The organism is Lunatimonas salinarum (genome assembly GCF_017811155.1).
Lineage (GTDB): Bacteria > Bacteroidota > Bacteroidia > Cytophagales > Cyclobacteriaceae > Lunatimonas > Lunatimonas salinarum.
Window position 1 is genome coordinate 145940 of the sequence record NZ_JACVCV010000007.1, and the last position, 21092, is coordinate 167031.

Here is a 21092-nt window from a genome sequence, read left to right on the forward strand (position 1 = left end):
GTTTGTTCTAAATCGTATTAAGGAATGGAGGCGTTTATGGGTTTAAAACTCAATTGGCGGTCCATAAATCGGTAAGCGGCCTGTCGTACTTCCAGTGGAAAATCATGGCCGGCGTCCGGAAAATGTACTTCCAGATTTTCAGAAACCCCCAGGTACTTAAATACAGGTTCGATCTCGCCGAGCGCGTGTTTCACGCCTTTTACATCGAAATTTCCGTCGCCGGTAGGAGAATTGGAAAAGAAGGCCCGGGGAGCTAATATGGAGATGATATCCGTGAAATCAAAGGGAAGCCGTTTATCGGGCATATATTCCCGTATTTTGGGCATGTACCGATCCTGGGCCCAAGGTCCCAGACGGCCCCCGTACCGTTTGGAAGCTTCTTCTCCAATATCATAGTAATCAAAGGGGGTCCAGCCACAACTGCTGACAATCACCTGGATCCGCTCATCAAAGGCACTTACAAACAGCGCATTGTGCCCGCCCAGTGAATGCCCGATGACTCCGATGCGGCTGCCGTCTACTTCCGGTAGCGCCTGCAGGAGATCAATTCCGCGCATGTGATTCCAGATCGCCAGCATAGTAGCCGACTCAAAGCCATCTGTTTCGAAATCATGGTCTTTCAGATCTCCAAAACTTGGGTAATCCGGGGCCAAAACCACATAGCCACGGGCGGCCAGTTCCCTCGCCACCGCACGGTTTTCCAGGGTGGTTTGTCCATCCACGATTTTTTTGCCCGGATCTCCGGTACTATGCAGGGCCAGTATTGCCGGTGTGCCGAGCGACCTGGTTTCCCTTGGAAGGTACAAAAATGCCGGCACCCAGAATCCGCTATGAGCTTCGTAGGAGATGGTGTACCGGGTGAAATACTCGTTGGTAAGCGTATCCAGATAGTCAACCCGGGGAGTTTGTACCTGTTCTCTGGAAGGAAGTGCTCCCATCACTTTTTCCATGTTTCGCAGCACCTCTTGCCGGTTTTGCTGCCATTCTCCCAGATTGGAAATGCCTCCTTTTTCCGGTTTTTTCTGTGTAATTGCGGGAATCAGGTCGCTCTTAATCGGTTTATAATCGAGCAATTGGTTGATTGCTTTGCTCACAATGGGTTCAGCTGCTGCGGTGGTGGGGCTGGTCGATATTTCATAGCCTCCCTGCTCGTAGGCTGCTGCGGTACCTATGTAGAAGGGGCCATAGTCGGCATAGGCCGCCATATGCACCTGTAGGCCGGGTTTATAGCGTTTAGCAGCCAATTGATACTCTACAAATAATTCCCCCGGCAGAAGGAGTACCCGCGTATCACCCAAATACAGGCAGGAAATGGGGTTGGAATAGCCGGATTCCATCCGTTCCTTCCAGGCTAGCTTTTGCAGGTAATTTGTCCGCCAGCGCATGTCTTTTTCAAGCATCTCCTGACGTATCTGGGCTACGTTGGCTGCTATGGGCAGGTCCACATTTACGACTTTCCAGTCTATCTCGTTGCCCGAAATGGGGGTTTTTTGGGTATTTTCCCAGGCGGCTTTCATACCTGCGGCCAACCGTTGGGCGAGGATCAGTCGGTTTTCTTTGGAGCCATCGTTGTATTTGCCTGCGGTCACGTTGGCACCTGCGCCATTGAAATGCACGTGAAGGGCTTCCGGTACTTCCAGTTCCCGAAGGTACCTCGCCAAACCTGGGAAATCCGGATTGGCGATTTTTGTTAAGTAGTAGCTTTGAGGATGTACGGCATAGAAACTTAGTACGGCTACAGGTGTATCGTCTCTCCAAAAGCTGAGTAGGCTGACGGTTGGATCTATGACTCCCTCCGGAAAGGCCCGGATCGCAGCGTCCTTGGTAGCCGATGTACGGGAGTGTATTGCCTTTCCATCGGAGCCGATGATCCGGCGGTTAGAGGCGACCTTTTCCACCTTCGCTTCCCCATGTCCGATATGGGTGACGGGAACGGCATAAACCAGGGATTTTCGAATGGTTTGGGCCAAATGGTGTCCAAATGCCCGTTGGAAGGTACCCTCATAGGAAAGCGGGTCTATGCCCGCGGCTTTAAGTATCCGCTCTGCTGAAAAATCACTGATCGGTGCGTCGTGTTGGTGCACGGTATGCACCGATACACGTGACGGTATCGTACCCGCTGCTTCGGCAATAACGGACTTGAAGAAGTCCTGGCTTTCATTGGCAATGCCGATCCAATCGATGGCGCAAAGTACGATGGGAAGCCCCGAGCCTGACAGGACAATACCCCGGGCACGCAGTCCAAGTTCGCCTGCCTTTTCCATCTGATCATAGGCCAAATAGGAACCGACCGGAGGAGTTGCATCCATGTCAAAGGTAGCCAATCTAAGCGGGGCTAGTTGGGCGCTTGCCGTGCCAAAAAAGGCCAAGCAAAGCAAGAAAGTAAACAGAACGAAAAGACGCTTTTGTGTTTTCATGATTAGGGAGTCAGTTGCTGTTGAACCCAGTCTACCAGTTCCTTTTGGTGGGCAGGAGTAAATTGGCTAAAAGTCCGAGGGGTTTTCTGGTTGATACGTACGTTGCCATGTAGTCCGTACACACGGTTCGCAAGGGAAATACTGTGGGTGACGGCACGAAGATCTGCGTGGCGGTCCATTTCTGGTGTGAAAAGCAGTAACGGTTTCGGGGCGATTGCCGCCAGAATTTCCGGAAAGTCAACAGGTATACGTTTTTCACTGCCCAGGAAGTAGCCCAATCTCGGAATTAACCCATACAGGTGTGAATAGGCCCGAATACCCTCGTACTCTTGGGATGAAGTATATTCTCTCCATGGAGTGAAAGCCGAGGCGGCAGCTACGCCGGCAACCCGGTCGTCCATGGCGGCGGTAAGCAGACTGATGGTACCGCCCAGACTATATCCTCCCAAGAAAATGCTGTTTGTGTCAATGAGCTCGATCTCCTGCAGGGCATCCATGGCGGCCTGTACATCGGTTACCATTTTCCCCATCTTGGACCAACCGGGGTAGCGTTCGTAGAAGTCCGTTCCCTCTTCGATACGGCTACCGTAACCTAGCTGATCAAAGACCATCACCGCGATGCCTTTGTCCAGAAAATCTGATATCAAGGGATTGAGTAAGCGGTCAAAACCGGTATTGATGAATTTATGGGACCAGATGATTACGGGGAATTTTCCGCCTTTCGGCTGATGTATTTTTCCATCTTGATCGGCGGGAAAGTAGAGGGCTGCGTATTGGTAGTCACCCATGGCACGATACGGAGCGATATTCCTTCTTACGCTGTTTTTTGGGTTGGGGCGTTGGATCAACTGATCCATATAATCTTCTCGTTCACTTAACTCGGTAATCGCTGCTGGTCCTATTCCAGGAGGCGTTTTTCCCAGTAATAGCTCCAACCCTTCACGGACTTGTGCTTTTCGGCCGGCCCAATCCGAACGGGATGCCACACCTGAAAGCAACGGTGGGTTGGCAGGGTCAACCTCCCGGAAGTCCATGGGATTGATCGGCGCCGATTGCTTAGCTGACCAACTATAAAAGCTGTAAGGATAGTACAGCCGATTGTACCAGGTTTTGTCAGAACGCCCAAATTGGATATCCAACCAATCTACGTAAGATTCTAAATCCCGTGCGGCAACCCCATGGCCTCCGTCCCGGAACCGTAGACCGATTCGGTCAGGCGCTCCCAAAAATTCATAAACCCGTTTTACGGAGTGAAAATTTTGCTCGATGGCCCAGGGATCTCCGCCACCTTCTTCCCGGATGGAGGAACTCAGCAAAAGCGCGTTGGGAGCGATCAGGGCCATCAGGGAGTTTTGATCGATCGGGAGTTTGTGTTCCCGTCCATTGTAGAAACGTAACCTTGGGTGGAACCATTGCGGACGGATGGAATTTAAGTAGTCCAGTGATTCGTTTTCATGCCGTTCGTCGGTGTATCTATATGGAATCTCCCCACCTGTGCCGCCGCTGCTGCTTATGACGGCCGTGAAGCGGGGATCAAAGGCTCCGGCAAGGAGGGAGAGCTTTCCGTTTCTAGAGTGCCCCGTGAGGGCTATTTTCGATTTATCTACCTCGGGCAGCGTGTAGAGGTAATCCACTGCCCGGGATGCGCCCCATGCCCTGGTCATCAGCGCGGTCCAATCGTACCCCGGATAAACTTCCTGATAAAGAATGGTATCGTCAAATTCATCCGCGCCGGCATAGATCACACCCATATACCCCCTTCTGACAGCGATCTGTGCCCAGCCACGGTGGTTCCATTGCGTGAGGAAAACCGGAAAGGGCCCTTCGCCGGGAAGCGTAAATACTTCCAGGTTTAGTTTGGCTTCCGGATGTGCTCCAAACCGCAGCTCAATCCGTTGTACCCGCACGTCGTTTTCCAGACGCTCCTCCAAAAGTTGGCTGGTTAGGTTGGTTGGGGGATCCGGGAAGGTGCCGGCAAAGAGTTCCTTCACTTTTTCTTTGATCCAGTCCCGCTGCGTGTGCCATTGGGACCTGTTGGTGATGGGCAGGGACTGTTCACCTTCGTTCCAAACCAAGGGGTCTGGCAACATCGGAATGGAAGGCATTCGGTCGAAGTTTGGAGGCAGCTCGCCCGTTCGAGATTGCCAAGCGTCCCAAGTGCTGTCCTGTGCACTTAAACGAACGAACGAAGCAAAGACATCCCTCGGTCGTTGCTTGGGAGTGGGGTGGGGTCGGTTTTGTCCTATAAGCTCCCGCAGATAGGCGTTCCTTTTTTGGAGCTCACCCTCTTGGCCATGGACAATCTCTGGGATGACCATAATGAGCATCCATAGAAAACATACTGGTAATAGGTGAAGCGTCCTACCTCTCATTGGATTTGTTAGCTGTTTGACATCTGCCAAGTGGTTTAAATTTAAGCCAAAATTTGCTTATCCTAACAGCAATGTCTAAATTTTGTGATAAATGGGCACGTTTAGCGTGTAGGTACACGGTATCCCCGTGACTTTTGCCTATTTTGCTCCCTAATTAAACTCCTCTAGCCGTTGAAAACCCTCCATCCTTCATTCCTCTACCTGGTTTTTTTATCCACTGTGGCTGCATTGGGCGGCTTTTTGTTCGGGTATGACACTGCTGTTATTTCGGGGACCATCACGCAGGTTTCCCGTCAGTTTGAATTGGACGTGCTGCAGCAAGGTTGGTACGTGGGATGTGCCTTGGTAGGATCGATCGCGGGCGTTTCCGTGGCAGGATGGCTGAGTGACCGTTTTGGCCGAAAGAAGGTTATGTTTCTGGCGGCGCTGCTTTTTACTGCGTCGGCATTCGGTTGTGCGGTTGCTGCTGGGTTTGGTCAACTGGTGTTTTTTCGCATTGTTGGAGGTGCGGGCATAGGCATGGTTTCCATTATCTCACCCATGTATATTTCCGAAATGGCCATTTCCGCATACCGCGGCAGCTTGGTATCCTTGTATCAACTAGCCATTACGGTTGGATTTTTGGGGGCCTATCTGGTGAATTTTCAGTTACAGGCATTTTCTGACCAAATAAGTGATCAATCGTCCAGTTGGGTCATATGGATTTTTCGTGATGAGGTTTGGCGGGGCATGTTGGGTATGGAGTTTATTCCTGCCATGGCCTTTTTTGTCCTGATATTCTTCATTCCTGAAAGTCCCAGGTGGCTGCTTGTTCAGAAGCAGGAAGGGGCTGCAAGGGTCATTTTTGCCCGGATCTATCAGGATGCCCAGCAGATTCAATGGAGAATAGAGGAGGTGTACACAAATATAGCCCGTGCTTCTGATTCCGGTTGGAGTTCACTGTGGCAGCCGCAGCTACGTCGTCCGGTGCTTATCGGTGTAGCCATTGCCATTTTGGGTCAGTTTATGGGGGTCAACGCAGTACTGTATTACGGTCCTACTATCTTCGAGCAAAGCGGGCTTTCCTCAGGCGACGCTTTGTTTTATCAGGTTTGGGTCGGTCTCGTGAATGTGCTGACCACTGTTTTGGCACTTTTCATCATCGATCGTGTCGGGCGTAAAAGCTTGGTGTATTTTGGTGTGACCGGTATGATCGTAACCCTGCTAGCGATCGGTGTTTACTTTTGGCAAGGCGAGGCACTGGGAATAGGCGTCATCTGGCTGCTTGTGTTATTTATTGCATACATTTTCTTTACGGCAATTTCTATCTCGGCGGTGATTTTTGTCCTGCTTTCTGAAATGTACCCAAACCGGGTCAGAGGGATCGCGATGTCGATTGCCGGCCTCTCCCTTTGGGTTGGGACCTACCTGGTCGGGCAGCTGACTCCCTGGTTTTTGGAAAATCTAGGCCCCTCGGGAACATTCTTTTTGTTTGCGCTAATGTGTTTGCCTTATATGTACATCATCTGGAAGATGATCCCGGAGACTGCCGGCAAATCCCTCGAAGAGATCGAACAATATTGGCTGGAAAGGAAATCGTAGATGCGGATCAGCTTGTTTTGGCTGGGATTGTTAACCCTGCTGGTATTTGGACTTTTAGGGATATTGGTTATCTACTTTTTTCAAGATGCAGATCCATGGTTGGTGATTGTGGGTGGACGGCCGCTCAGGGAGCAGCTGCTTTGGGGTATACTGGCAGGTCTTGCGTCTTCTGCACTCGCTTTGCTTGTAATAAATGCGCCATTTTTTGCTAAAGAGCGACATTACTATCGCAGACTGATTGGTTCATTTCGGTGGACACCCTTTGCCATTTTGCTGGTTTCTGCTTGTGCGGGCGTGGGGGAGGAGTTGTTTTTTCGGGCGGGTTTACAGCCCTTATTGGGCATTTGGTGGACATCTCTGATTTTTGTGGCGCTTCATGGCTACCTGAATCCAGGCAATTGGCGGATTTCGGTGTATGGGGCGCTGATGGTAGGGGTTATTGCAGGGTTTGGTTTCTTGTTTGAGGAAATGGGCTTTTGCGCAGTCGCATTGGCCCATGCGGTTTTTGATTGGGTGTTAATTTATAAGCTGACTACTGGAACTTCCGGAGAAAGAAACCCTGAAATCGAGCCTGTCTACCGGACAGGCAGGCATGATGCAAGCGCCCCACGAAGGGATGAATGATAATACTTCGGACCTGCCTGGCCGGTAGGAAGGGACTCCATCTGAACATTAAAGAACAAATTATAAACAGATGTAATGTGGGTCATCGAGACCAAAAGACATTTTAGCTTATTTGAAAAGCGAATTAATAGTAATTATAATAAAGTAAGAAAAATTTTAAATTTATATTTAATTTTTATCTATAATTATTTTAATTTTGCGTTTATACTATTGATCGAAGCTTTTTGATTGGTGTAGCAAAAGGACGTAAACAGATAGGATTCGCATTGATGCTACACTGAAAAATCAATGTTTGACACATGACTCGGAAGAATAACGATAGTAGGGAGCAACTTACTCCTGTTAAACTAAGCACCCCTAGCGCTTTTTTTGCGTCCTCTGGGGCGCAAATGGTGCATCAGACAAAGATGGAGGATTTTTTTACTGAAGTTTTGGATAATGCGCCGGGTTTTGTGGTGTGTTTTGATCGTAGGGGAGCCGTGTGCTTCGCAAATAGCGCCTTTGTGAACTATTCATGGCGAGATTTCCATAAGCCAGGATTCACTTTTTTTGACCAATTTTCCAGCAAGGAGCTGGAAATGATCCGTCCGTTATTTAAAGAGTTGACTGAAGGCAGTGTAGCATCGAAGAGTTGGGTATCCGATAAATCCCGCAAAGGTAGAGTGGTCGAATGGAGGGTTCAGGTTTTGAGGTTTCTAGGCAACGAAGCCATTTTCTTGGCTTGGGGCTGTGAGATCACCGACAGGATAGAGGAACGGGAACGCATGCAGGCCTTGTTGGATTTGGCGGCGGATCAAAATCACAAACTCAAAAGTTTCACTCATATTGTTTCTCATCATATTCGGTCTCATGCGGGAAATATCATGGGGTTGGTGGATTTGCTCGACGATCCGGATGAGCCCGTAGAGGAAAGGAGAAAATATACCGATCTTATTAGGTTGACGGCGGATCAATTGGATCAGACCATTCGAAATCTCAATCAGGTGATCGATATTCAAGACGCTTTGTCAAAGCCGAGGTCAGCCAGAAATCTCAATAAGGCGGTGGCTAGGACGCTGTTGCTTATGGAGGGAGAGGTAGAGGCAGCGGATGCCCGTATTGATGTACAGGTTGATAAGAATTTGTGGGTAGATGTCGTTCCCTCTTATTTGAACCACATACTGCTGAATTTATTTTCCAATGCCCTCAAATTTAAGTCACCGGCCCGGCCATTAGAGATAGCGATTGTTGCGCGGGTAGACGGTGATTTCGTGGTTATGGAAGTAACGGACAACGGTCTGGGTATCGACCTGGAAAAATTTAAAGACCGGCTTTTTAAGTTGTATGAAACGTTTCACCGAACAGCGGATTCACGGGGATTTGGGCTATTTATCACCAAGGTACAGGCGGAGATGATGGGAGGTAGCCTTGGAGTAGAAAGTAAACCCGGAAAGGGGTCTACTTTCCGGGTTTTCCTAAAATCTGTCGATTCCTCGGTTAAGGAAGTTTGATCTCAACCTGAAACTCGTTGCTGCTTCTGCCTCCGGGCGTTACCAGGATGTATCTTAATGTCAGCGGTCCCTGCCCTTCTCCCGGAATGGGCGCTAGGAAAGCTCCCGTATAGCGGTTTGCCGTTTGATCGGCTTTATGCCCGTCTACTGTGTAGAATACTTCTGCATTGGCTACTAAAGGCGTAATGGCAATTAAGTGCCGTTTGGTAGATTCGTCCCTGGAAATCGAAATTTCTGCTTCGGGAATCCGGAAGAAAACGTTTCTTTCCTCCAGTTCAGCGAGCCGCTTGGGCAAGCGATGGTGCGTAAAGGATTTGAAGTTCTTTTCTTCCTTGCTTTTCCAAGCCACTTCTGCCAGTGCCAATGCCCTAGGAAACAGAAAATATTCCATTTTGTTGTTTGTCGGGATGTATTCGGTCCACAGGTTTGCCTGCACACCCAAGACGTGTTTTTGTTCCTCGGTTGTAAGTGATTCAGGGATGGGGGAGTAGCTGTAAACCTTTTTTAGGGGCAAAAAACCGCCGATGGCCAAGGGTTCGGTGGTTTTGTCGGCCGCTTGGTAATGGTCAAAGTACAGGTGGCTATTGGGGGTCATGATGACGTCATGTCCCATTTTAGCTGCTTCGATGCCGCCCTTTTCTCCTCTCCAACTCATCACGGTGGCATTAGGGGCCAGCCCTCCTTCCAAGATTTCATCCCAGCCGATAAGCTTACGTCCATTTTTATTCAGGAACTTTTCGATGCGGCGGATGAAAAAGCTTTGCAACTCGTGTTCGTCGGCCAACTTTTCTTTTTTGATAACCTTTTGGGCGATTTCAGAGGTTATCCATTGGTCTTTTGGTACCTCATCCCCACCTATGTGTATGTATTCGCTGGGAAAAATCTCCATTACCTCCGTGAGTACATCCTCTAAAAATCCAAAAGCCTTTTCCGTTGGTCCGTAGATGTTGTAGTGTACGCCCCAGTAGCCGGGGACATAGGTATTCAGCTCGTTATTGTAAGGCTCCCCTTTGTCATTCTTGGCAGGTATGGTACCAGGCAGTGCTTTGCCATCTTTCACCTCAAAGCTCCCGAGCTCCGGGTATGCGGCCAACACGGCAGAGCTGTGTCCGGGCAATTCGATTTCGGGAATGACCGTGATGTGCCGTTCTGCGGCGTATCGAACGATATCTCTGGCTTCTTCTTGTGTATAATATCCACCATGTGGCTTGCCGTCATAAATGAACGGCTTGAAGTCGTAATACTGGCCTATAATGGTGGAATCCCTCCAAGCGCTGACCTGGGTGAGTTTGGGGTACTTCTTGATCTCTAATCGCCAGCCCTGATCCTCGGTTAGGTGCCAATGCATGCGGTTGAATTTAAAATACCCCATGAGATCCAGCATTTTCTTAATCTGATCGGTACTGAAAAAGTGCCTAGAAACGTCCAACATAAGCCCTCTGTATGCGAAGGCGGGTTCGTCTTTGATTTGGGCGGCCGGAACGGTCACTTTTCCGTCTCGGGATTCAATCAGCTGTAACACAGTTTGAAGGCCGTAAAAAATTCCCGCCTTTCGTCCGGTTAAGAGGATCTGTTCAGGTGAAATCTCCAGCTCGTAGCGTTCATTTCCGTCAGCCCCCTCCGTTTCGCCGAGGATGATTGCTTTGCCTGAAGGTTTTACCTGCGTGATGGGTAGGCTAAACCCCTGTCTGGCCAATAGCAATTGATTAAAAAGTTCGGCGGATTTGCGAGAATCGGCCGTAGTAGCCAAAATGGGCGTGCCGGGAGTCAGTTGAAAATAGCCGTTTTGGATAGTTACTTCTTTTGGATAGGGTATGATGCTCAGGGTTTCTTGTGCACGTGCAAGTGGGCCTGCCGCTATGGCCAAGAAGAGTATCACCCCTGCAAGTAGGGATTTGTTCATCTGTATGTAATTTGTTTTTGTTTATTTCAATTCCAGTTGTTGCAACGTTTCCATGTTGGTAATCTCAGTTTCTTCATAGGCCAATGTCCAGCCCATGGAGTTCGTTAGGATGTAGATTTTTGAAAGCTCACTAAGCAGCCGAGCTCTGGCGTCTGCCTTCAGATTGGATTGCGAGACTTTGTCCTCCATCATTTTATGGACGGTGTTTTTTATTTTGTTATAATCCTCCGCCCCAAATTTATTAAAATAATCCTGAGTAACGTCGTAATACGACAGGTCAGGGTAAATGTTGATTTCGGGAGCGGGGATATTCGTAATGCGCACGGTTTTGTTGGCCTCGTCTATATCTGTTTGGATCTTACGTAGATCGTACCCTATCGTCACTTTGGCATTGACGATCACGAGCGCCTTTTTGTTGGCTGAAAAAATATCGAAATAGTTTTTTCTGGTATTCCGATAGCTCATCACTTGGGAAAACTGCCCCTCCGTAACAATCAGCTTGCCGACTTGGCTGATTTGCTGTTGGATGAGAGCGGAGTGGTACTGTAATTCTTGTTTCTCTTCCTTTTTGGAAACAAAAAACCAAGTGGTCAAAACGAGCATCAGCGTGACGATGACCCCGGCTAGAAAACGAACCATAGGCAATTGAAAGGCATCCCTCCGGCTACCTGCCGGAGGGAAAGATTAGTAAACTTTATACATTTTATTTGCGGAATTGATATAGTCCAATGGACTGAAGGCGGAGTCAAATGAATTTTTCATATTCAACAGCTTGGCTTCCAGATCGACTATTTTAGTGCCCAAGTTCTGGCTTTTCTTGTATTTGGTGATCAGGTCATTATACTTGCCGATGTTTTCGCTGATTCGGAAGGTGATGGTCCCAAAGCGGATTTTCAAGGATTGTATTTCACTCATCTCGTAGAAGAAGGTGTTTTTCCAATTCTTGGGATTTTGGTTTCGCTCCTCGCTTACTTTTTGCGAGATAATGTCCGTCAGTTCATTGAGGTACTGATACCGTTTGTTTGCGTCGTTTTCGTTGGTAAATCGACGGTCAAATTCGTTCCGTTTGATGCCGAGAATTTCCAGGTTTTTCTCCAAGTTGGATTCATATAGCTCTTTGAGCTCTTCCAATTCCACATTAATGGCTTCCCATTCTGTCTCTACCAGATCTTTGTCGCTGGTGAATTGACCAATTTCGGTTACCAGTTCGAACATTTTCTGGCTTCGGTCACGCAAATCCGCCGTTTTTTTGTTGGATCCCAATTGGTCTACGTAGTTGGACATGCCCATAAACAGGGTTTGACTGAAGGTGCCGAAAATGGGTGTTCCAGCGGAAAGGTTTCCGGTGAGGTTCATCAAATTGGATACCACGCCCAAGGTGGCATTGGTTTCTTTGTTTTCCTTTACAAAGGACTGGAAGCCCTTGTACCAATCGTTGAACCCGGGGTATTGGGTGGGGTTGCCGATGTTGTTCAAGGTGTTAAAAAACTCCCGGGTGGAATTGAATAGAAGCAATGGCTTCAGTTCCCTTTCCATCGAGACCAAGTTGATGATGGCAGACTGATAGTTGCCTTTATAGATATTGAGCTCAGACTCCCGCTCAGCCTGCTGAAAATCCTCTATTAGCTTAACCCTTTCTACCAATTTGTCCACCAGTTGCCGTTCGTTGGTGGTGATTTCCAGGGATTCGTCCAGCATTTGAATGCGACGGTCGAGATCGGATAGCTTCGTTCCCAGATCGCTGTTAAGTGAGTCGGTTTTCAATTCAATGCTTTTGAGCAGACTTTGTTTGAGCGAGTTTTCGAGTGAAACAGCCAAAGAGTCGACCTGTTGTGCCCGTGCACCGAAGGCAAAGGCACTCAATACCAGTAAAATGGGTGTGATTCGGATTACATGCATGGGTTTGGAATTTTTCAGGAATTATTAGCCAAAGTTATGCCATTTTGGTGCACAGAACAAAGCCTAAGTTTCTTAAACGGTAGCCAGCTAAAATGCGTTTATAAAAAAACATTTCCTTCGGTTTTGTTTCGCTGTATAGTTTGATATCTTAGTACGCAAAGTTTGTACGGATCACCTGTTTGATAAACTCAAAATAATAAGACAATATGCAAGATTTTCCATGGTTTAAATTTTACCCCAAGGAGGTTCCCCACCAGGTTGACGTGGCCGCTTACAGCAGCGTTGTGGATCTTTTTGAAGAGAGTATCAAGTCCTATGGCGGGGCGATTGCCTATGAATGCATGGGCAAGACACTGTCCTTTGACGAGCTGGATACGTTGTCCAAAAATTTTGCGGCGTTTTTGCAACATGATCTGAAATTGAAAAAGGGGGATCGGATTGCCATACAGATGCCCAACCTGTTACAATACCCGGTGGTAATGTTTGGCGCACTGAGGGCCGGATTGGTGATCGTCAACACCAACCCACTCTATACCCCCACGGAGATGAGGCACCAGTTTACAGATGCCGGAGTTTCTGCGGTGGTCATTCTGGCGAACTTTGCCGCCAATCTGCAGAAGATCCGATCCGAGATCCCCGCTAAACACATCATTGTAACCGAAATTGGAGATTTACTCGGTGGTCTCAAGGGCACCATCGTGAATCTGGTGGTAAAACACGTGAAAAAAATGGTTCCTTCTTACTCCCTGCCGGGAGCCATTTCCATCAAAAAGGCACTTGCTTTCGGAGCCTCGCAGACCTACCGCAGGGAGGAACTCACCCAAGACGATCTCGCCTATCTGCAGTATACGGGTGGCACCACGGGTGTATCCAAAGGTGCAGAATTGACCCACGGCAATATCGTAGCCAACATGCAGCAGATTTCTGCTTGGATGAAGCCAAAGTTGAAGGAAAAGGAAGAAACGGTTATCACAGCACTGCCATTGTACCATATTTTTGCGTTGACAGTGAATTGCCTTGCCATGCTGAAAATTGGTGCCCACAATGTACTTATTACCAATCCAAGGGATATGCCCGCATTTTGCAAGGAGCTCGCCAAGCACAAGTTTAGTGTTTTCACGGGCGTAAACACACTCTTCAACGGGCTGTTGAATCAAGAGGCCTTCCGAAGTCTGGATTTCAGTTCTCTGAAAGTGGCCGTAGGAGGTGGAATGGCCGTACAGCGGGCAGTGGCCGAGAGGTGGCAGAAAGTTACCGGAACGGCATTGGCAGAGGGATATGGACTTACCGAAACTTCGCCGGTGGCAACCTGTAATCCCATAGACGGTACTGAGCGCATCGGAACCATCGGCATGCCGCTGCCCAATACCGAGGTGAAAGTGGTGGATGACGATGGAAATGAAGTTGCGGTGGGCGAAAAAGGAGAGCTGTGCATCAAGGGGCCGCAGGTGATGCGGGGCTACTGGCAGCGGCCGGAGGAGAGTGAAAAAGTCTTTTTGGGCGAATGGCTTAAAACCGGTGACATCGCCACCATAGATACGGATGGCTTCCTGCGCATTGTGGACCGCAAAAAGGAAATGATCTTGGTATCCGGCTTCAACGTGTATCCCAACGAGGTGGAAGATGCCATAGCCGCTCACGATAAGGTAAATGAAGTGGGTGTGATAGGTGTGCCCGATGACAAATCCACCGAGAAGGTGGTGGCTTATGTGGTGGCCAATGATGCTGCGCTTAGCAGCGATGAAGTGATTTCCTTTGCCCGGGAAAACCTGACAAGTTATAAGGTGCCCAAGGAAGTCTACTTTGTGGACGAGCTTCCCAAATCCAATGTAGGTAAGATCCTACGTCGGATCATCAAGGAAAACCACGAGAAGAAATCGCTGGGTTGATTAAGGAACGAAATGGCATACCCCTTTTAATAGAAGAGGGGTAATGCCTCTTCCTCGCCTCTTTCAAAAATCAAGTAGTATTTTCGTCTAATAAGGTATAATCTTCAATAGGATGAATACCTTCCAAATACTCTTTGATTTGTTCATCTGCAGGGTTCAGATAAGACTTTTCTTTCCACCAATAAAAGTCAATTTCGATTTTATGGTAGGAATTTATGTGGATATCTTCAAACCGTCCTCCCCCTCCCAATTTGTCAAAGTTCCTCGTCAGTCATTATTTCGGGGTGTTTTTTCCATTTGCCGTGTCATTCCCAAAAGTCTTACGATGGCTACACCCGTCAACATGCTCAATTGGTATTATCTCGGTTTTCTTTTTTACCCCGTATCATTTGCCAACTCCGAGTAAGGTGTTACTTTTAGGCTGTGGGAATTTACAAATAATGATCCATACTATCCTAATCGAAAACTGATAGATTCAACATGTATGCCATTGTAGATATAGAGACTACGGGAGGATTTTCGGCAGGGAATCGGATCATCGAGATCGCCGTAGTGATTCACGATGGCGTGCGTATTGTAAAAGAATATCAGACACTTATAAATCCCAATCGGATGTTGCCGGGTTTTATCACTGGCCTAACAGGGATTACCAGTGAGATGTTGGAGCAGGCTCCGACATTCTCCGAAATTGCCGGGGAGCTGTCCGCACTTTTGGAGGGTAAGGTGTTTGTTGCCCATAACGTGAATTTTGATCTCAACTTTGTGAAGACGGCCTTCGCGTCAGAAGGTATTGCCTATAGCCCGGCGATGCTGTGCACGGTTCGGTTAAGTAGGAAAATATTTCCCGGGCACCGCTCTTACTCGCTTGGTACTCTATGTGATCAGCGGGGAATACAGATCCGAGGTAGGCACCGCGCCATGGGCGATGCTTATGCCACAGCCTTGCTTTTTGGTCAGTTGTTGGAGGCGGATGCTAACGGGGTAATCGCAGCTTCGTTGAAGGGGAAGCGAAAGGAAACGTCGCTACCTCCCCACATCAGTCAGGAGAAATATGCGCAGCTGCCGGAAGAAACTGGGGTATATTACTTTCACGATCAGCAAGGGCGGATCATCTACGTGGGCAAGGCACTGAATATCAAGAGTCGGTTCAAAGGACACTTTTCCGGAAAAGCAAAGATTGATTTGAAAACAGAGGTCCACGACGTCAGTTACGAGCTCACAGGTAGCGAGTTCTTGGCGCTGCTGGTTGAGACGTTGGAGATAAAAAAGCATTGGCCGAAATACAACCGGGCCATGAAGGTCAAATCCACTCGTTGGGGACTGTTTACCTATCTTGATCAGGGAGGGTTTATTCGGCTCGGAGTTGGGAAGGCCGGCGGCATGCAGGAATCCATTTGCAGTTTCAATACCCATGCAGAGGCTTGGCATTTTCTGCTCGCCCAAGTAAAATATCACGCGCTCTGCCCCAAGCTCTGCGGTATTCAAAAGGTCGTTGGCGCCTGCTACGACCGTCTAGAGGGAAGCTGCATGGGCGCCTGTGAGGGTGCAGAGAGTCCCGAACTCTATAACGAGCGGGTCAATGCGATGCTGGAGGCCATTCGGCTCGATGAAAAGGTGATTTTGATCAAGGAAAAAGGCCGAGGCGACGAGGAGGAAGCCGCTCTATTGTTTGAAAGAGGGCTTCTGTCTGCATTTGGTTATATCGATAAGCGTTTTGCTCCTTCCCAGCCCGAACAGCTACTGGAGCTCCTTAAGCCTGTGAAGCCCGTACCGGAGACCGCTTACTATCTGCGGGCCTACCTCGAACGGGGCCAAAACAAAAATATTTATTACCTTAGTAGTTGATTGATCACCGTCAACCGCTTTTTTTAGATTTACCGAACTTAAAACAATCAGTACCTATGCATATCAATGACCACAATGCGTTATTGCCCTATCAGCCTTTGGCCGACCGATACAACACGATGCAGTATCGGCGCTGCGGAAAAAGCGGCATTGATCTCCCGCTAATTTCCCTGGGCCTGTGGCACAACTTTGGACATCCCGATGACTTCAAGAATCAACGCAAGCTCTTGAGGAAGGCTTTTGACTTGGGGATCACCCATTTTGATTTGGCCAACAATTATGGTCCGCCATTTGGCGCCGCGGAGGAGAATTTCGGCAGGATACTACAAAAGGATTTTTTGCCACTCAGGGATGAGTTGATCATCTCCTCCAAGGCTGGCTGGGACATGTGGCCCGGGCCCTATGGGAATTTTGGGTCGCGCAAGTACCTCATTGCCAGTTTGGACCAAAGTCTAAAGCGCATGGGTTTGGATTATGTGGATGTTTTTTACCATCACCGGCCGGATCCGAAGACGCCCATGGAGGAAACGATGGGTGCATTGGATCACATCGTGCGGCAGGGTAAGGCGCTGTATGTGGGGGTTTCGCAGTATTCTGCCGAGGAGACCAAGCAGGCGTCACAGATCCTTAAGGCATTAGGCACACCCTGTTTCATTCATCAGCCAAGGTATAGCATGCTGGATCGCTGGGTAGAGGATGGTTTGTTGGATGTACTTGAGGAGGAAGGCATCGGAGCCATCCCATTCTCGCCGTTGGAGCAGGGAGTTTTGACCAGCAAATACCTCAAAGGCCTACCAGAGGATTCCAGGGCGGTACGTGACGGCCGGTATTTACAGGCCGATGCCATCACACCGGAGCTGTTGCAGCGGGTTCGCGCATTAAATGATATTGCGGGCCGTCGTGGGCAGACGCTTGCCCAAATGGCGATCGCCTGGCTGTTGAAAGATCCCCGTATTACTACCGTACTGGTAGGTGCCAGTCGGGTAGAGCAACTGGAGGATAACGTAGCCACCATACAAAATTTGGCTTTTTCGGATGAAGAGCTTGGAGAAATTGAACGGGTGTTGAAAAACGGGTGATTCGGGTAAGGAGGGTCAGCAAATCCTTGGAATAGGAGAAGGATAGTATACTATCAGCGTAAACTTTTCTCGGTCTTTGGGTCGCGAAAGGTAGTTAATCATGTGGAAAAAATAGTAACGATATGAAGAAAGTCATTTTTCACGAGGCGGGGATGCCAGCTGAAGTGCTCCGGGTGGAGGAAGTGGACATTCCATCCCCTAGAGAAGGAGAAGTACTGATTCGTGTCACCGCACGTAACATCAACCCAGCGGATATTATGTTTATCAGGGGCATGTATGGCCTGCAGCCCCGTTTTCCATCCCCGGCGGGGTTTGAGGCTGTGGGGGTCATCGAAGACTCGAATGGCAACTCGGGCTTCATGAAGGGTGACCGTGTAATATTCAGCGGGATAGGCACTTGGGCAGAGTATATTTGCCTTCCAGCAGATCAATTGATACCTGCGCCGCAGGGTATGTCCGACGATGTAGCCTGTCAGGCTTTTATAAACCCCATGACAGCCTATGGGATGCTGGATCGGGCGCAGCTAGGCGAGGGAGATTGGCTGTTGTTGACGGCGGGGGCCTCGGCTTTTTCCAAGTTGGTAATTCAGATGGCCAAAAAAAGGGGAATTCGTGTCCTTTGCACGGTGCGTCGCGACGAGCAGATACAATCTTTGGTAGCCTTGGGTGCTGAAGTGGTGGTAAATACGGAAAGAGAGAAATTGGCTGCACGCGTTAGCGAGGTAACCGACAAGGCCGGAGTGGCAGTGGTATTTGATGCTGTGGGGGGCACCTTGGGTGCCGAAGCCTTGACCTGTCTTCGTGCAAAGGGAAGAATGATCGTGTATGGTTTACTTAGTTTGAAAAGCATTCCCTTGAACAGTGGCCTACTTATTTTTAAAGACCTAAAAGTGGAGGGTTTCTGGCTAACATCCTATTTGGCCGAGCTGGACGCAGCTGCCAGAATGAAGGCTTTCCGTGAAGTACTGACGTCCTTGGGTAAGGCTGAAGTGCGGGTGGATGTCGCAGAAAGGTACCCCATAGAGCGAGTCATCGATGCGATAGCGGCATTTGAAAAGCCTGGGCGAAGTGGGAAAATACTCCTTGTTTAACGGCTTATCTATGCCGCTTTCCGGATTCCATTGATCTGTTTGGTGACCGCTAGTACAAGGAGTACAACGGCAGCGGTCAGACTGATCCAAACCACGGAATTCTCCTTGTTCCATTGGCTGACGGCGATAGCCACAAATCCCCAAACCCCAACCAACGCAGGTTCTTTGCGATTGTGTTGGTACAATAGGAAAAGGTATACGGCCACAGCAGTAATCACCACGGGCAGTACCCAATTTTCAGGTATGGAAATGCCTATTGTTCCGGTGGATTGTAACCAAACAGCCATATTCAGCGTGGTGGCTAGGATAATCCATCCCAGGTAAATGCCTATTGGAAGGTGAATGAAAATCCGGTTACGCCGAGCGGTACTGAAGTTATACGATTCCAACTGAATCAACAAGGCGACCAGCGAAATCAATAGGCCGAAAATCACCAATACCGACCAACCCAAAGCCAAGTTGACCCAGAGGAATATCCAAGTACAGTTGAAGACGTTTGAAAGCAAAAACCAGATGCCGCCAGGCTGTAGGGAGTTATTGGCATCTCCTCGAAGGTAAGCGATCCATTGAAAGGATAGGAACCCCAAAAGAAGCAAGTAGATCAGTCCCCAGATCGAAAAGGCATATCCGGCGGGCGTGATCAGTGTGGTATACCGTTCGCTTACTTCCCCCACAGATCTTTCCCCCGCTGCGCCACTGCCAAAGAGGTAGTTGGAATACAGGACCGCCAAAAAGGAAAGTGAATTTCCGATCAGTAGTGTTAGGGATTTCATGTGTCTATAATTGTTTTTCAGTGGTCACATGGAATCTCGCATGGCGGATAGTCATCCCAGTGTGTGTCGCTTGCGTCATGCTCGATTTCATCTGTTTATAATTGGTTGATTAAATATACAAAATTAACGGCAGTTTTTCCTGTTTGGAAAGGAGCGATGGTCTTTGAGGGGTATGATCCCGTTAAAACCCCGTTATTTTGGGTGGAAAGCCTCCTGAAAACCGTTGTGAAATTGGCAAAAAGTGCCGCCCATTATTGACGTGTATTTATTGATATGATACTTGTATAGTCAAAATATTAAAAATACTGTAAAAAAATAATTTAAATCTTATCGAATTTGTAAAAAATCGATTCATGTGCTACCTTTGAGATATCAAACAAAGACAAAACGTGTCGAAAAGTTTGTTGACAATGTAGGATGATGAAACTGGCAGACATGCCCTCCGGTCTCGGGGGTGGGGAGCTAAGGACAAAGCAAACATGGAGCTCGTGTTTTGCCTAACTGCCCCGTGGAGGTTCGACTCCTTCTCCTACAGCAGGTTATTTTGGGTTTATTGTTAATTGACTAAAGCTATGAGACATTGTTTCATAGCTTTTTTTATGCCAATTAATTTTTAAAACGGGCTAACTATTTTGAGAAGCCCAATTGGAAGACTCTGTAGGTAATGACTTCTTCTAGCCGTTTAACGACCTTTACAACGAAGCCTGATATTGGAAGTCACCGAAGTGCGTAGGCCTTTTCTGCTTTTGAACCGAAAAATTGAAAGCATGGGGGGATAACTGTAGTTAATATTTTAATGCAACTATGTTGCAAGTAAATAATTAATGCTATATTTGTCTTTCGAAGGGTGCTTACGTAAGCACTGATTTTCCATTCGACAAATTTCATGAACCTCACTGATAAACTACCTGTCACCGTCTTGAGTGGTTTTCTGGGGGCAGGTAAGACTAGCCTTCTGAACCATGTGTTACATAATAAGAAAGGCCTAAAGGTTGCCGTGATTGTCAACGACATGAGCGAAGTAAACGTGGATGTCCGTTTGGTCGATAGCGATCTTTCTGGTGGCATCCGTGAAAATACGCTTTCCCGGACGGAGGAACGTTTGGTAGAGATGAGCAATGGGTGTATTTGTTGCACCCTAAGGGAAGACCTGATGGTAGAAGTGGAGAAGCTGGCAAAGGAAAACCGCTTTGATTACCTGTTGATAGAAAGTACAGGTATCAGCGAGCCGGTTCCTGTTGCACAGACCTTTTCCTTTGTCGATGAGGAAAATGGAATTGACCTCTCTCGTTTTAGTTACATTGATACCATGGTGACTATAGTGGACTGCTTTAATTTTTTACAGGACTTTGGCACCAACGAACGGTTGAGGGACCGCTATCTCACCGATATGGAAGGGGATTATCGGACGATCGTCAATCTATTAACAGATCAGATTGAGTTTGCTAACGTAATTATTCTCAATAAGACGGATTTGGTGGACGAAAAAACCGTCGGATTATTGGAGGCAGCGATAAAAAAGCTGAACCCCGGAGCTAGGATTCTTAGATCTCAGTTTGGAAGAATTGACATTTCAGAGATCTTGCATACTCGCCTATTTGACTTTGAGGAGGCACAATCTTCGGCTGGCTGGCAACGGGAGCTTCAGTCAGGCGTTCATACCCCTGAGACGGAGGAATACGGTATTGGATCAATGGTTTTTCGGGATCCACGGCCGTTTCACCCAGAAAGGTTTTGGCGGTATCTAAACGAGAGTTATCCAAGCGGCATCATCCGGGCAAAGGGCCTTTTTTGGCTGGCCTCTAGACCCAACGATGCGCTTAGTTTTTCCCAGGCAGGAGGCTCCTCCCGTATGGAGCGGGCAGGAGTTTGGTGGTGCAGTATGCCTTTTTCCCAACGAATGAAATATGCTTCTTTTCTAGAAAATCAACAGGCGATTGAGGGCCGTTGGAGCAGGCAATGGGGAGATCGAATGAACGAACTGGTATTTATTGGTCAGGATATTGATAAAGAAAAGTTATTACTGGGACTGCAGGCGTGTCTGCTGCGGGATGAGGAGCAAGTGCTTTTTGACAAGAAGACCAGATTTAAGGATCCGTTTCCAAAAGAGATTTAGCGGCTGAAATAGG

At 48.3% G+C, this 21092-nt stretch carries 14 protein-coding genes; 8 read left to right on the top strand and 6 right to left on the bottom strand.

The window, feature by feature from the left end; all coding sequences use genetic code 11:
- Window positions 1-17 precede the first annotated feature (17 nt).
- Window positions 18-2417, bottom strand: a complete 2400-nt coding sequence (locus IAQ59_RS10415) for an alpha/beta fold hydrolase (RefSeq protein ID WP_245189539.1) — start codon at window positions 2415-2417, stop codon at window positions 18-20.
- 2 nt (window positions 2418-2419) lie between these two features.
- Window positions 2420-4789: an alpha/beta fold hydrolase gene (locus IAQ59_RS10420; RefSeq protein ID WP_209330742.1), complete on the bottom strand. Its 2370-nt coding sequence runs from the start codon at window positions 4787-4789 to the stop codon at window positions 2420-2422.
- Between the two features lie 171 nt (window positions 4790-4960).
- On the opposite strand from IAQ59_RS10420, the gene IAQ59_RS10425 reads away from it, so the two are divergent.
- The 3 genes from IAQ59_RS10425 to IAQ59_RS10435 all read left to right on the top strand — a co-directional run bounded on the left by IAQ59_RS10425 (window position 4961) and on the right by IAQ59_RS10435 (window position 8484).
- Complete coding sequence (locus IAQ59_RS10425; RefSeq protein WP_209330743.1) at window positions 4961-6370, top strand: sugar porter family MFS transporter; 1410 nt, start codon at window positions 4961-4963, stop codon at window positions 6368-6370.
- Window positions 6371-6994: a CPBP family intramembrane glutamic endopeptidase gene (locus tag IAQ59_RS10430; protein WP_209330744.1), complete on the top strand. Its 624-nt coding sequence runs from the start codon at window positions 6371-6373 to the stop codon at window positions 6992-6994.
- A gap of 299 nt (window positions 6995-7293) precedes the next feature.
- Window positions 7294-8484, top strand: a complete 1191-nt coding sequence (locus IAQ59_RS10435; protein WP_209330745.1) for a sensor histidine kinase — start codon at window positions 7294-7296, stop codon at window positions 8482-8484.
- On the opposite strand, the gene IAQ59_RS10440 is transcribed toward IAQ59_RS10435, so the two are convergent.
- The 3 genes from IAQ59_RS10440 to IAQ59_RS10450 are packed head-to-tail and all read right to left on the bottom strand — an operon-like array spanning window position 8471 to window position 12286.
- Window positions 8471-10387, bottom strand: a complete 1917-nt coding sequence (locus IAQ59_RS10440) for a beta-N-acetylhexosaminidase (protein WP_209330746.1) — start codon at window positions 10385-10387, stop codon at window positions 8471-8473. The two genes, IAQ59_RS10435 and IAQ59_RS10440, sit on opposite strands and share 14 nt — an antisense overlap.
- Before the next feature lie 21 nt (window positions 10388-10408).
- Entirely contained in the window at window positions 10409-11026 is a 618-nt protein-coding gene (locus tag IAQ59_RS10445; RefSeq protein ID WP_209330747.1) for a DUF4230 domain-containing protein, read from the bottom strand.
- Window positions 11027-11071: 45 nt separating this feature from the next.
- Complete coding sequence (locus IAQ59_RS10450) at window positions 11072-12286, bottom strand: hypothetical protein (protein WP_209330748.1); 1215 nt, start codon at window positions 12284-12286, stop codon at window positions 11072-11074.
- 206 nt (window positions 12287-12492) lie between these two features.
- Between IAQ59_RS10450 and IAQ59_RS10455 the strand changes: the two genes are divergently transcribed.
- The 4 genes from IAQ59_RS10455 (at window position 12493) to IAQ59_RS10470 (ending at window position 18190) form a co-directional block, all read left to right on the top strand.
- Complete coding sequence (locus IAQ59_RS10455) at window positions 12493-14175, top strand: AMP-binding protein (RefSeq protein WP_209330749.1); 1683 nt, start codon at window positions 12493-12495, stop codon at window positions 14173-14175.
- A gap of 480 nt (window positions 14176-14655) precedes the next feature.
- Entirely contained in the window at window positions 14656-16020 is a 1365-nt protein-coding gene (locus tag IAQ59_RS10460) for an exonuclease domain-containing protein (protein WP_209330750.1), read from the top strand.
- 56 nt (window positions 16021-16076) lie between these two features.
- On the top strand, window positions 16077-17099 hold the full coding sequence (gene mgrA / locus IAQ59_RS10465; RefSeq protein WP_209330751.1) for an L-glyceraldehyde 3-phosphate reductase: 1023 nt from the start codon (window positions 16077-16079) through the stop codon (window positions 17097-17099).
- Window positions 17100-17221: 122 nt separating this feature from the next.
- Window positions 17222-18190 carry a zinc-dependent alcohol dehydrogenase family protein gene (locus IAQ59_RS10470; protein ID WP_209330752.1) on the top strand — a complete coding sequence of 323 codons (969 nt, stop codon included), beginning with the start codon at window positions 17222-17224 and terminating at the stop codon, window positions 18188-18190.
- Window positions 18191-18198: 8 nt separating this feature from the next.
- Here the strand turns inward: IAQ59_RS10470 and IAQ59_RS22875 are convergent, their stop codons facing one another.
- Window positions 18199-18963 (bottom strand): tryptophan-rich sensory protein, encoded by a 765-nt coding sequence (locus IAQ59_RS22875; RefSeq protein WP_209330753.1) that lies wholly within the window; start codon window positions 18961-18963, stop codon window positions 18199-18201.
- Between the two features lie 886 nt (window positions 18964-19849).
- Between IAQ59_RS22875 and IAQ59_RS10480 the strand changes: the two genes are divergently transcribed.
- Window positions 19850-21079, top strand: coding sequence for a GTP-binding protein (locus IAQ59_RS10480; RefSeq protein WP_209330754.1), 1230 nt, complete (start codon window positions 19850-19852; stop codon window positions 21077-21079).
- Window positions 21080-21092 lie beyond the last annotated feature (13 nt).